Raw genomic sequence first — 13,737 nt, 5'->3', positions numbered from 1 at the left:
GATAAAATGGTGTTAAATCATTTTAAAATCTAAGAGCAACTCTCCTTCAATAGAAGCTTGAAAGTGATCGTTATGTGCCGTTTCTCCAACGCCAGAAGCTGGAGTTCCAGTAAAAATCAAATCGCCTGCTTCTAAGGTCATGTAAGAGGAAACAAAAGCAATAATTTCAGCAAAATTATAAATCATCATATCAGTATTACCAACTTGTCTAGATTCTCCATTAATTTTTAAATCAAAATTAATATTGTTTAAATCTGGAAAATTAGAAATTGGTTTAAATGCAGAAATAGGAGAAGCCCCATCAAACCCTTTAGCAAGAGCCCAAGGACCTTTTTTCTCTCTACTTTTGGTAAGTACATCTTTAGCTGTAAAGTCTATACCTATAGCCATTTCAGAAATGTATGAAGGTGCGTCTTTAACAGAAATATCTTTGCCCTGTTTTCCTATTTTAGCAACCAGTTCAACTTCATAAACAAGCTGATTGGTGATTTTAGGAAAAGGGATGTTTTTGTTATTGGTAACTAAGGTTGAATTAGCCTTAACAAAAATGGTTTGAAACCCTGTTTTTAGGGATTCAATTTCAGATTTATTGTTTACATAATTTTTTCCAATACCTATTATTTTCATATCAGTTTAATTGATTTAATTAAAATGTAAAAATACTAAATATCCTACCAAAACTGTATTAACTTCCTGAAAGAATTAAGCCTTCACAGTACTAGCATTTTTTCTTAATAACACAAATACAAGCACAGATAAAACACCAAAAATTGAAAAGCCTATAAATAAGGGTAATACAGAAGTAGAAACATAATTACCAATAAAATTAGCAATAGGTACAGCTAATACTGTACTTACAAAACCATTTATGGCAGCACCAATACCAGCAATATGACCTAAAGGTTCCATAGCAATGGCTCGGAGATTTCCAAAAAGGAATCCAACTGCTAAAAATTGCAAGGCGAAAAAAATAAGTAAAACATAAATACTAGGATTTTTACCCGAGAAAAATAAGATAACATACAACAGAGATACAACAGAATACGCTATTGCAGCTGTATATGCCATTCGCCACATACCAAATTTTTCAACTAGTCTACTATTTAAATATGTAGCTACCCCTAAAGAAACGGCTAAACTTGCAAAAATAAAAGGGAACATTTCTGCTAGTTTATATTGTTCTTGAAAAATTTGTTGTGAGGTGCTTAAATATACCATAAAAGATCCTGTTATAAAACCAGATACAAAGGTAAAGGCTACGGCTTCTTTATGCTTTATAAATTCTTTTACACCATCTATAAAAAGATGAGAAGAGAACTTAATTCTGTGTTGTTTTGTAAGCGTTTCGGGTTGCCTTATAGCAAACCAAATCATTATTAAAACACCAAAAATTAAATTAAAATAGAAAATAGATTGCCAATTAAATAATTGTATAAGCCAATGTCCTAATGTTGGTGCTACTACGGGTACTAGAATAAAAAACATAACAACAATAGACATTACTTTGGCCATATAGTTGCCATCATACAAATCTCTTATCATTGATAATGAAATACTACGAGGCGATGATAGCCCCATACCTTGTAAAATACGGCCAACAAGCATTATTTCAAAACTTTTGGTGTTTACGCATATAAGGCTGGCAACAATAAATAAAGCAAACCCCGTATACACAATGGGTTTTCTTCCAAAACTATCAGAAAGTGGACCAAAAATAAGCTGTCCAATTCCTATACCTAAAAATATCATGGTAATTAACAGTTGGTTATCTTTACTGTTAACTACAGAAATATGATTCCCTATTTGTGGTAATGCAGGAAGTAGTGCATCAATAGAGAGTGCTACAATAGACATTAAAGAAGCCATTAATGCAACAAATTCAAATTTTAAGGGGCTGTTATTTTGCATGACGTAAAATTAGCCCATTATTATTTATTTTAGATGTATTATGAATGAAGGAAACGTTAAAGAATTCACAAATTTTGAATATATTTTATTTCGTTTTGTACAAAAGTTATGTTGCTGAAGGAAGCACTAATTAAATTAATTTAAGGTTTAGTTATATTTCTTTCTAGCTAAAAAGAAATAGTTTCTTTATATTTAAAACAGTATATTTATGTGTATTTTTACTTACATTTGAGGATTGTTTTATTTAAAACCGTATTCTTTTGTTTAGTTCTCCCAACAACAAGATTAAAAGAAAAGGGCTGCTTGTTATTTTTAACCTTGTAATTTTTTTATTGCAGGCTCAAAATAATTATGAGCGTCTTATAGATTCTGCTAATAATCATGTAGGAGGAAACGCTTTAAAAGCATTACAGTTTTTAGATTCTATACCAAATCCTTTAGAAAAAAGTATTGAAGGAAATGTAGCAGATTATTATTCTATAAAAGCTTTAATTCATGATGAACTTAACCAAAGAGCAGAAGTTTACAAGAACAATCTTTTAGCACTTAAATATGCTAAAATTGAAAAGAATTATCAAGTAGCAGGAGATACAAGTTTAGAACTTTTTGCAAATATTTATATAGTATATGAAGATACTACAGCATATTCTTATTTAGAGCAAGCAAAAAAATATTATGAATTAAGTGGTTATAAAAATGGAAACTTAGAAGTTGAGTTAATAGAAGCTTACGCCCATTTTTTAGATGGAAAAATAGATGAATGTAATGGTTTACTATTAAGAAAATTAGATGTTTATAAAAACACCAAGGATGATGCCTATTTTTACATGTTTGCATTATACATGTTAACTTCTAACTATGTATATCTTGATAACCTTGAAGAAGCCAATAAATACTACGAAAATTTTAAATCTTTAGAAAACAATTCTACTATAGATTCTTATAACTATTCTTCTTTTGATGCCAATATCAATTTGTCTTATGCAGAATTATTTTATAAAAAAAAGCAAATAGACTCTACATTATTTTACTTGTCGCAAGCTGAAATAAACCGAAAAAGTATGGCAGATGACGCATTAGAAACATATTTTATAATAAGCTCTAAAGTTTATAGCCTTTCTGGAAAAATTGATAAGTCTAAAACTTATTTAGATTCTTTGAGGATTTTTCAAGAGGATATGTTTAAAAATGTAATAGATGTTAGTTACCACATTAATAGTCCTCTTTTAAAAGAAGAATCGTTACAAAAAAATGAAGATTTCTTAGATATATTTGGTATTTTGTTAATATGCCTTATCTCTATTATTAGTTTTGCATATTTTATGTATTATAAAGAACAAAGGCAAAAATTAAGTCATCTAAGTAATCAAACCGAAAATTTAACTTACTTAAAATCTAATAACGAAAAACTAGCAGTTAAGGTACAAGGGTTAGAAGATTATATCTCACAACTTAAACAAAAAGTTAAAGCAATAGCAACTATTGATGATGTTGTTTTACAAAGAGAAAAAATAAAAGACTTTTACAAAGAGTTGCATTTAAGTTCTACAACCTTATTAGAAGAAAGTAAAAATCATTTAGAATTAGTTAATAATTTTGATATGGATTTTTTTAAAAAAATAAAAAAGCTTCATCCAAAATTAAATGATTCTGAAATTATTATCTGCTATTATGTTTCTGTAGGTTTTAAAAATAAAGAAATAGCAGTTTTCTTAAATACTTCAATTAGAGCTATTGAGAGCAAACGCTATAGAATTACAAAGAAAATGGGCTTAAATAAACAAGAAATCACTCTTGTGGACTACTTAACACAAACTTTTAAAGACCCAAATTAATAAATTAAAAAATTAGATAAAATGATAAAATATCATAAGTGCGTAATAAGTGCGTAGTGACATTTGTATGTTTTTTGTTTTATTTATTGATATTTGTTGAAGCTATTAATCGACAATTATATATGTCTCGCAAGAGAGCCTACATTATTGTTTTATTTTGGTTGTGACTAAATAAAAAGAGTTTATTTAGTTGAGAGATAAATTAAAATAAGTAGGAAGTTAATTGTAATAAACTTTATAGTTTATTCGATTACAGGTTAAATTAAAAGGAGGCTAGTTAGGGAGCCTCCTTTTTTATTTTATAAGGGAATATTACCGTGTTTTCGGTTTGGTCTATCAACCTTTTTATTTTCTAACATAGAAAATGCTTTTATCAATTTTCTTCTAGTATTTTTTGGTAAGATAACTTCATCTATAAAACCTCGTCTAGCTGCTTTGTATGGGTTTGCAAACTTTTCGGCATATTCTGCTTCTTTTTCAGCAAGTTTTTCTTCAGGGTTATCAGCGGCAGCTATTTCGCGCTTAAATATAATCTCACTGGCACCTTTAGCTCCCATTACAGCTATTTCTGCTCCAGGCCATGCATAGTTAAAGTCTGCGCCTATGTGTTTAGAATTCATTACATCATAAGCGCCTCCATAAGCTTTTCTGGTAATAACGGTTACTCTTGGTACAGTAGCTTCGCTTAATGCGTATAATAATTTGGCACCATGTACTATAATACCATTCCACTCTTGGTCTGTGCCTGGTAAAAAACCAGGAACATCAACCAAAACAAGTAAAGGAATATTAAAACAATCGCAAAAGCGAGTAAATCTAGCTGCTTTTTTAGAGCTTTTTACACCTAGAACACCTGCTAAAAACATGGGTTGATTTGCAATAATACCAATACTTCTACCTCCTAAACGAGCAAAACCCACAATAATATTTTCGGCATAATCTTTATGAATTTCATAAAATGAATTTTCATCAATAATTCCAGAAATTACCTCGTGCATATCATATGGCTTATTAGGATTATCAGGAACTATGTTTGATAAAACATCTCTTATTTCCTCAGAAGGTATAAAATCTAGCTTTTTAGTAGTTTCAGTATTGTTTTGAGGTAAATAACTAAGGAGTTTTTTAATATCTTCTAAACATTCAATATCATTAGCAGATGTTTTATGTGCAACACCCGATTTTGAAGCGTGTGTATAAGCACCACCTAATTCTTCGCTACTAACTTCTTCATTGGTAACGGTTTTTACTACGTTTGGTCCAGTTACAAACATATAACTAGTGTTTTCTACCATAATGGTAAAATCTGTTATTGCAGGCGAATATACTGCACCACCGGCACAAGGCCCCATGATGGCAGAAATTTGAGGTATAACACCAGATGCTTTAACATTTCTGTAAAATATATCGGCATAACCACCAAGAGATCTTACTCCTTCCTGAATACGGGCACCCCCAGAATCATTTAATCCAATAATTGGAGCACCAACCTTTACAGCCATATCCATAATTTTACATATTTTTTCGGCATGTGTTTCAGATAGTGCCCCGCCAAAAACGGTAAAATCTTGGGCAAAAACATACACTAATCTGCCATTAATAGTACCATAACCTGTAACAACACCATCTCCAAAATACACTTCTTTATCCATCCCAAAATCGGTGGTTCTATGGGTAACTAAAATACCTATTTCTTCAAAAGAACCTTCATCAAGTAAATAGTCAATACGCTCTCTGGCGGTTAACTTTTTCTTGGCATGTTGTTTATCAATTCGATTTTGTCCACCACCTAATTTGGCTTGTTCAATATGTTTTTTTAGTTTATCTATTTTAGAATCCATAAGTTGCTAATTTGGTAGTTTTAGTATTTTTTGGTCTGCTAAATATTGTTTTAAGGCAAGTAGAGCAGCAATTTTAGCCTCGTTTTCAGTTTCTTTTTGTAAGTATTTAGGTGAATAATATTTTTTAACAAAATGGGTGTCAAAATTTCCAGAACGGAAGGCCTCATGGTTACAAACAAATTTCCCGAAAGGTAAAGTAGTTTGTACGCCTTCTATATGAAAATTTTCAATTGCTTTTATCATGAGTTGGATAGCCTCTTCTCTTGTTTTTCCGTAAGTAATTAATTTTGAAAGCATGGGGTCATAATAAATTGGGACATCCATTCCTTCTTCAAAACCATTATCAACACGAATACCTTTTCCGGCGGGTAGTTTGTAAGTGCTTAAATTACCAACACTAGGTAGAAAATTATTCAAAGGGTCTTCTGCATAAACACGTAACTCTATGGCATGACCACATATTTTTAGTTGGTCTTGTTCTATTTCAAGCTTTTCTCCCCTTGCTATTTTTATTTGTAGTTCTACTAAATCTATACCGGTAATTAGTTCTGTTACAGGGTGTTCTACTTGTAAACGCGTATTCATTTCTAAAAAGTAGAAATTATGGTTTGTATCTAATAAAAACTCAACGGTACCTGCACCAACATAATCACAAGATTTAGCCACTTTAATGGCTGCTTTTCCCATTTTTGTTCTTAATTCTGAAGATAAAACAGATGAAGGCGCTTCTTCAATTACTTTTTGATGTCTGCGTTGTATGCTACATTCGCGTTCAAAAAAGTGTAATATATTGCCATGATTATCAGCTATTACTTGAATTTCAATATGCCTAGGTGAGGGAACATATTTTTCAATAAATACAGAGCCATCACCAAATGCTGAGGTAGCTTCGCTTATAGCACGTGTCATTTGAGATTCTAAATCACTTTCTTTTTCAACAATACGCATGCCTTTACCGCCACCACCCGCAGATGCTTTTATTAAAATAGGGAAGCCAATTTCTTTTGCAATACTTTTAGCTTTTTCAACATCTGTGATAGCCTTATCTATTCCTGGAACCATTGGAATATTGTATTGTTTAACAGCTTCTTTTGCTGCCAATTTACTTCCCATAATTTTTATGGCTTTAGAGTGTGGACCAATAAAAATGATGTTATTCTTTTCTGTAAGTTCTGCAAAATTGGCATTTTCACTTAGAAAACCATATCCAGGATGAATAGCATCAACATTTAACTGTTTTGCCACTTCAATAATTTTATTACCTCTTAAATAGGATTGGTTTGAAGGAGCTTCACCAATACAAACGGCTTCATCTGCAAATTTTACATGTGGAGCATTTCTATCTGCAGTAGAGTAAACGGCAACGGTTTTTATGCCCATTTTTTGAGCAGTTTTCATAATCCTAATGGCTATTTCACCTCTGTTTGCAATAAGAATTTTTCTCATAATCTACTGAAATTCAATTAGTAATTGGCCTTTTAGTACGGTCTCTCCTTTGTTAACGGTTAATGTTTTAATAATACCTTCTCTTGGAGAGCTAATTACATTTTCCATTTTCATAGCTTCTAAAACTAATAACGAATCTCCTTCTTTTACTTCTTGTCCAACTTCAATATTAATGTCTAAAATAAGCCCTGGCATTGGTGCTTTTATAGAATTAATGTGTTTGGTGGTGCCTATTGTAAATCCTAATTCTTTTATTAATACATCTAATTTATTAATTATATTAACGTTATAGATGCTATTGTTTACTTTTACTTTATATATTTTATTATTAAAATGAGACTCAATAATTTCTGTTTTATAAGGTTTGTTGTTGTGAAGAATATGGTATTTTGATTTTGAAATTTGCAACGCATCTAAATTAGACACTTCTTTTTTTTTAAATTCAAATTCAAAATTATTATTAACCTTAGTTTTAAAAGTTTTAGCCATAGTTGGGAAATTGATTTAGGTAAATATAATTATAATGTATTAGAACTTTTAGAAAATACATCATCACAATTAGAAATTTAGTTTATTCTAAAAGTATGATTTACAATAATATTAGAGAGAAATTAAACTTTAAAACGTGAATTTTTTTGATGTTTTTTTATGGCTTTTCTGGATAGTAGAATACCAATTATTAAGGAGACTAAAGCTCCTAACCATATACCTGGGATGAAGTCTATAAACAAAAAGAAATCGTAGGTACCGTGAAAAATTGTGGCTAAAAGTAACCCAAATAAGTTTAATTTGAATTTATTATTAGAAAATTTGGCTTTTCCCATGTAGTAACCCATTAAAATTCCAAAAGTAGCATGTGCTGGAACAGCTGTAAAAGCTCTTAACAAAGCTGTTTGGTATCCTCCTTCTAAAACATAAAATATATTTTCTGTAGCTGCAAAACCCATAGATACCATAACGGCATATATTATGCCGTCAAAAGGTTCGTTAAATTCAGAATGGCGCTGTGCTACATATCTAACTATTATGTATTTACTGAATTCTTCGGTTAATGCTACAACAAAGAAAGCCTTGAGAAACTGTTGAAAAATACTTGTATGATTAAGTACAAGTACCATATCAATTGCAAAATAAATAACTGTGGTAAGTAAAATGCTAACAACCGCACCTAAGATAAAGTTATATAAAAGTAAGCGCTTAGGTTCTTTTTCATATTTATCTTTAAAATATACATATAAAATAATGATACAAACGGGCGCAATGGCCATGAGTAATAAATTCATTTACTTAAGTATTCTGTGTTTTCCTCAATATTATTTTTTATTGACTTTAATCTTAAAAGAGAATGCTTATAAGATAGAGTTATAGAATAAATATACATAATATATTTAGGTGTTAAAATATTGAATATGTTAATAGTTAGTTTTGGTAAATGCTATTTCTAGTTGAAAAAATATAGAATTCTCTTATTTTTTTTAAGACTCATAAAATCAATTATTTATCTCATTAATTAATATTTAGTTTTACAGTACAGGAAATCATGCCAAAAATGAGGATATGATAAAATAAGGCTTAAAAAATGTTGAATTTTGTCAAAAATAAAATTAAAACATGATTTTTATCATTTTTCATCAATACTAAAACGTTGTAATTTGCATTATAATTAAATTACATAATGTCATGAATACACAAATAAATATTTTACAAAAATTATTCATCTGCATCGTTTTAATGGGGTTAGTTTTTAATAGCGCTCAAGCCCAAATGTTGCATTTAGAGAATGAAAATTCCTTTTTAACAGTTTTTGGTTCTTCTAATCTTCATGGTTGGAAAGTAGATGCTAATACAAAAAATGGATTAATTAGTTTTAATAACCTTCAATCTTGTGAAGTTGAATCTTTAACCTTTGCTGTATTAACTGAAAGCTTAAAAGGTGCTAAACCTGGAATAACTTCTACAGCAGTTAAAGCATTAAAAGCAGATAAATATAAAAGCATATTATACTCTCTTGTTGAAGTTAAAAATGTAATTGATAAAGGCAATGGCGTTTTTGAATTAGAAACTCTAGGAGATTTGGTTATTGCGGGTACTAAAAAAACAATTCCTTTAAATTTTGATGTTACAATTAATGGCCAAAAAGTAACTCTTAACGGTAAAGTACAATTAAAGTTAACAGAGTTTAATATTACACCTCCAACAGGTATGTTAGGCGCGGTTCAAGCAAAAGATGATGTCTTTGTGAAATTTGAAACAAGCTTTATAAATAACAACTTAGTAAATAATATTTTATAATTGAATTTAGTCAAAAAAAGCCTCCTTGTTAAGGTTTCGTGAGAGATTCTTATAGCAAGGAGGCTTTTGAATTTATAAGTGAAAATTAAACTTGTTTTTTTAAGTGATTATATACCAATTCATAATAAGTTTTATTTGATGGTACAAAATGATTGTTATCCTCATTGATGTTTTTGATAAGTGTTTTAAAAACATCTAGAGATACAAGTTTTAGTGCTTCAACTTCATCTTCTTGTGGTTTTAATTCTGATAATGAAGTGTTTAACTCACAAATAAAAGTGTTGTGAAATTCATTATCTTTAATGCCATTATCATAACTTTGAAAGCACTCAAAAACTCCAATTTTATTTAAATCAGATTTTAAAATAGTTAAACCAATTTCTTCTTTGGTTTCTCTTATAGCTGCTTGTTCTGGAGTTTCGCCAGCATCAATATGACCCGCAACCGAGACATCCCACATGAGCGGACAAATAAGTTTTTTTGCCGACCGTTGAGATAACAGCACCTCACCATTTTTAGTATAAAACCATATATGCGCTGTGTTATGATAATACCCTTTTTGATGAATTACAGATTTTAATGCTGTTTGTCCGGTAGGGTTACCATTAGCATCTACTATGTCTATGAGTTCATTCATGTAAAAAACTACAGTCTAATAATTTGAATATCATCAATTTTTGTAAAATATAGACTTTTAGTTAATTAATCAAAATAACTAAATGTATCTCCGTCTTTAATATTTAGAAGCGATTCATAAATTAGTCTAATTACGTTTTCTACATCTTCTTTATGAACCATTTCAACTGTGGTATGCATATAACGAAGCGGTAATGAAATTAAAGCAGATGCTACGCCACCATTGCTATAGGCAAAAGCATCGGTATCTGTACCTGTTGCTCTTGATAATGCAGAACGTTGGAAAGGAATTTTTTTGGCTTCGGCTGTATCAATTATTAAATCGCGTAATTTTTGTTGAACAGCAGGAGCGTAAGCTACCACAGGGCCTTTGCCAATTTCCAAATGTCCTTCTTTTTTCTGTTCAATCATTGGGGTAGTGGTATCGTGTGTGACATCAGTAACAATAGCCACATTAGGTTTAATGGTTTGAGTAATCATTTCAGCACCGCGCAATCCAATTTCTTCTTGTACAGCATTGGTAATGTATAAACCAAAAGGTAATTCTTTTTTGTTTTCTTTAAGTAAACGAGCCACTTCTGCAATCATAAATCCGCCCATGCGGTTATCAATAGCTCTACAAACAAATTTGTCGCCATTTAAAATATGAAATTCATCAGGATAAGTAATAACACAACCCACATGAACACCTAATTTTTCAACTTCTTCTTTGTTTTTACAACCACAATCAATAAAAATATTGTCGGGTTTAGGAGGTTCTTCTTTTACTCTACTTCTGGTATGAATAGCTGGCCACCCAAAAACACCTTTAACAATACCATTTTTGGTATGAATATTTACTACTTTACTTGGTGCAATTTGATGATCACTACCACCGTTTCTAATTACGTAAATAAGTCCGTTATCACTAATGTAATTTACATACCATGATATTTCATCGGCATGCCCTTCAATAACAACTTTATATTTTGCTTTAGGATTAATTACACCAACTGCGGTTCCGTATGTATCTGTAATAAATTCATCAACATAAGGTTTTAGGTAATCCATCCACAGTTTTTGTCCGTCCCATTCATATCCTGTTGGGGCAGCATTATTTAAATATTTTTCTAAAAAGTCTATTGATTTTTTGTTTAGTATTTGCTTTTTCGCCATTTGTAAAAGTTTTGCACTAAAATAAGAATATTAATGAAAGTAGTATTTAATCAAACTAAAAATATCCGGCATTAAAAACCGTTTTAAAAGCAGTAAATTGTTAATTTTGGAACACAAAGCCTCAGAAACAGATTAATGAACTCATTAAAGTACATATTCTTTTTATTACCAACAGTTTTATTGGCTCAAATTAATGAGGTTGAAAATGATTCTATTTCTACCATAGAATATATAATTATTGAAGGCGATTCTGTACCTAGAACTTCAATAGATTTAGAAGAAGTTAAGCTTTTACATAAACTAAGGTTTGAGAGTAGGGAAGATAGAATAAGGTATTTAATACTACGCCGAAAAACTATTAAGGTTTACCCATATGCCAAATTAGCTGCAGAACGGTTAGACTCTATGAACAAAAGACTGGCAAGCATTAAAAAGAAGCGAGACAAAAAACGTTATACCAAACGTGTACAAAAGTATATTGAGGGTGAGTTTTCTGATGAGTTAAAAAAATTATCGCGTACAGAGGGACAAATTTTGGTTAAACTCATTCATAGGCAAACGGGAGTAACTGCTTTTGATTTGGTTAAAGAACTGCGCAATGGTTGGCGGGCATTTTGGTATAATACAACTGCTAGTATGTTTGATATTTCGTTAAAAAAGGAGTTTGATCCAGAACATGAAAAAGAAGATTATTTAATAGAAGATATTTTATTACGAAACTTTCAAAGCGGAAGATTAGAAGCCCAAAAATCGGCTTTAGATTTCGATTTTTATGAATTAACAGCGAAGTGGGTTTATAACAAAAATCCTGAAAACTAGTAATGAGACAACAATCTCTTTTTGAAGAAAAACTTAATGCTATCACCCATGCTTTTGGAGCTTTATTTGGAGTTATAGCTCTAGTTTTACTCATACTTTTTGATACCCATAAAACCAATTTTAGTTTAGGTAGTGTTATTGTTTATGGCACATCTATAATAATTTTATTTACTGCTTCTACCTTATATCATACTGTGAAAAAGAGAAAGCTAAAACACTATTTTAGAATAATAGACCATATTAGTATTTACCTTTTAATAGCAGGCACTTACACCCCTGTTTTACTCATAACCTTAAATGATAGTTTGGGGTGGATGCTTTTTTATATTGTTTGGGGAATTGCTGCTTTTGGTGTTATATTAAAATTATTTTTTACGGGGCGTTTTGAAATATTTTCAACCTTGTTGTATCTAGTTATGGGCTGGTTAATTGTATTTGATTTTTCTAATTTTTCAGAATTAGTTTCTAGTAATGCTGTTTTATTACTATTTGCCGGTGGTTTAGCCTATACTGGTGGTATTATTTTTTATGCTATTGAAAAAATTAAGTTTAATCATGTTATATGGCATTTGTTTGTGCTTGCAGGGGCTGTTTGCCATTTTTTTATGATATTCTTCTATATAATTTAGATAGATGGTACAGATTTTAATAGCAAATACACAAAAGCATTATAAAGAAATAGCAACCTTAGCCGATATTATTTGGCGAGAGCATTACATTCCAATTATAGGATTACCACAAGTAAATTACATGCTTAATAAGTTTCAATCTGCTGAAGCTATTAAAGAACAAGTAGAAGGCGGTTTTGAATATTATCTTCTTTCTTTTGATAAAACTCCCGTTGGTTATATTTCTATAAAAAAGGAAACCGACACCTTATTTTTAAGCAAATTGTATGTTGTTAATTTGCATAGAGGAAAAAATATAGGAAAAACAGCTTTAAATTTTGTAACAGATAAAGCTAAAGAGTATCAATTAAACCGTATTAGACTTACCGTAAATATAAATAATATTAATGCAATAAAAGCCTATGAAAAAATGGGCTTTAAGAAAGAGAAACCAATTGTGACAGATATAGGAGATGGATTTATAATGGATGATTTTGAGATGGTTAAGGAGGTTTAAATGAATTGATTAGTAGGGGTTATTGGTTTTGTGTGTAAAAAGTAGGGGATCTCGAAAGCCTAAACTTTCAATTAAGTCCGAAATCCTATTCAAGCCCCAAGCCTTGATCTAATTACAGTTTCGTGTATTTTTTCTATAGGTTGTACCTATTTCACAAGTTAATAAAAAAGTCTTCGACGATCCGTACCAATCAGGGAATTATTGTTCCCTTGAGGGCGTTGTCTGAGTTAGCAACGGGCGAGATGGCGCGCTGACAAAGTAGCCCTAGCCTACTTTTCAGGGGTGTTTTTACGGTTCGGCACATTGGCAAGGTTACTTTTCGGTGGGTTAGGGAAGCTTGGAATCAAGACTAATTGTTGTGTTTAGGGAAAATTCTAATCAGTCTAAAAAGGAAGAATTCTCTATAAAAACGAACATGTATTTGTCTAAAAGTTAAGACATCTCAAAAAGAAGCGCATATAATCTCATCCATAGGTCTTCCATAGGATATCCATAGGGTATCTATAGGGTATCCATAGGATTGACCCGTCCTTGACCCGTCCTAAAATAGCTATTGACCCGTCCTAAAATAGCTATACAGGTTAATAAATAAATCCTGATATAATTATACAACTCTTTTTCTTAATCCTAAAATGCCTGTACAGGCATTTTAGGATTATTATATGTCTGATAGTTTTTCC

Annotated in this window: 13 protein-coding genes; 5 read left to right on the top strand and 8 right to left on the bottom strand. The window is 30.7% G+C overall.

All coding sequences use genetic code 11. The features are described 5' to 3' along the window. Positions 1-12: 12 nt before the first annotated feature. Together J1D01_RS10055 and J1D01_RS10050 are read right to left on the bottom strand one after the other, a co-directional pair. Entirely contained in the window at positions 13-627 is a 615-nt protein-coding gene (locus J1D01_RS10055) for a fumarylacetoacetate hydrolase family protein (protein ID WP_372936750.1), read from the bottom strand. 75 nt (positions 628-702) lie between these two features. Continuing rightward, positions 703-1,908: a multidrug effflux MFS transporter gene (locus J1D01_RS10050; protein WP_421150709.1), complete on the bottom strand. Its 1,206-nt coding sequence runs from the start codon at positions 1,906-1,908 to the stop codon at positions 703-705. 332 nt (positions 1,909-2,240) lie between these two features. Between J1D01_RS10050 and J1D01_RS10045 the strand changes: the two genes are divergently transcribed. Next, positions 2,241-3,743, top strand: a complete 1,503-nt coding sequence (locus J1D01_RS10045; RefSeq protein ID WP_421150708.1) for a helix-turn-helix transcriptional regulator — start codon at positions 2,241-2,243, stop codon at positions 3,741-3,743. A gap of 299 nt (positions 3,744-4,042) precedes the next feature. Here the strand turns inward: J1D01_RS10045 and J1D01_RS10040 are convergent, their stop codons facing one another. From J1D01_RS10040 to J1D01_RS10025, 4 genes are all read right to left on the bottom strand, one after another. Further along, positions 4,043-5,584 (bottom strand): acyl-CoA carboxylase subunit beta, encoded by a 1,542-nt coding sequence (locus J1D01_RS10040; protein WP_372936743.1) that lies wholly within the window; start codon positions 5,582-5,584, stop codon positions 4,043-4,045. 6 nt (positions 5,585-5,590) lie between these two features. Continuing rightward, on the bottom strand, positions 5,591-7,030 hold the full coding sequence (gene accC / locus J1D01_RS10035; protein ID WP_421150707.1) for an acetyl-CoA carboxylase biotin carboxylase subunit: 1,440 nt from the start codon (positions 7,028-7,030) through the stop codon (positions 5,591-5,593). A 3-nt stretch (positions 7,031-7,033) separates the two neighbouring features. Next, positions 7,034-7,519: an acetyl-CoA carboxylase biotin carboxyl carrier protein subunit gene (locus J1D01_RS10030; RefSeq protein WP_421150706.1), complete on the bottom strand. Its 486-nt coding sequence runs from the start codon at positions 7,517-7,519 to the stop codon at positions 7,034-7,036. 122 nt (positions 7,520-7,641) lie between these two features. Continuing rightward, positions 7,642-8,313, bottom strand: coding sequence for a PrsW family intramembrane metalloprotease (locus J1D01_RS10025; RefSeq protein ID WP_421150705.1), 672 nt, complete (start codon positions 8,311-8,313; stop codon positions 7,642-7,644). Between the two features lie 397 nt (positions 8,314-8,710). Between J1D01_RS10025 and J1D01_RS10020 the strand changes: the two genes are divergently transcribed. Beyond that, on the top strand, positions 8,711-9,322 hold the full coding sequence (locus J1D01_RS10020; RefSeq protein ID WP_421150704.1) for a YceI family protein: 612 nt from the start codon (positions 8,711-8,713) through the stop codon (positions 9,320-9,322). Between the two features lie 85 nt (positions 9,323-9,407). Here J1D01_RS10020 and J1D01_RS10015 read toward each other — a convergent pair whose 3' ends face one another. Continuing rightward, positions 9,408-9,959, bottom strand: a complete 552-nt coding sequence (locus tag J1D01_RS10015; protein WP_372936733.1) for an NUDIX hydrolase — start codon at positions 9,957-9,959, stop codon at positions 9,408-9,410. Between the two features lie 65 nt (positions 9,960-10,024). Further along, complete coding sequence (locus tag J1D01_RS10010; protein WP_372936731.1) at positions 10,025-11,113, bottom strand: M42 family metallopeptidase; 1,089 nt, start codon at positions 11,111-11,113, stop codon at positions 10,025-10,027. Between the two features lie 135 nt (positions 11,114-11,248). Here J1D01_RS10010 and J1D01_RS10005 point away from each other — a divergent pair, with 135 nt between their 5' ends. Genes J1D01_RS10005 through J1D01_RS09995 form a run of 3 tightly spaced genes read left to right on the top strand, consistent with a single transcriptional unit; the run spans position 11,249 to position 13,057 of the window. Continuing rightward, positions 11,249-11,932 carry a DUF4294 domain-containing protein gene (locus J1D01_RS10005; protein ID WP_372936729.1) on the top strand — a complete coding sequence of 228 codons (684 nt, stop codon included), beginning with the start codon at positions 11,249-11,251 and terminating at the stop codon, positions 11,930-11,932. Positions 11,933-11,934: 2 nt separating this feature from the next. Continuing rightward, a complete protein-coding gene (trhA, locus tag J1D01_RS10000; protein WP_421150703.1) occupies positions 11,935-12,561 on the top strand; it encodes a PAQR family membrane homeostasis protein TrhA in 627 nt (208 codons plus the stop codon). A gap of 4 nt (positions 12,562-12,565) precedes the next feature. Continuing rightward, the gene (locus J1D01_RS09995; protein ID WP_421150702.1) at positions 12,566-13,057 is read left to right on the top strand and encodes a GNAT family N-acetyltransferase; all 492 of its coding nucleotides are present in this window, start codon (positions 12,566-12,568) and stop codon (positions 13,055-13,057) included. Positions 13,058-13,737 lie beyond the last annotated feature (680 nt).

Source organism: Seonamhaeicola sp. NFXS20, from assembly GCF_049132085.1.
In the GTDB taxonomy this organism is placed as follows: Bacteria; Bacteroidota; Bacteroidia; order Flavobacteriales; family Flavobacteriaceae; genus Seonamhaeicola.
Note: the sequence above shows the minus strand (reverse complement) of the source record. Positions and strands in the feature narration are given on the sequence as shown.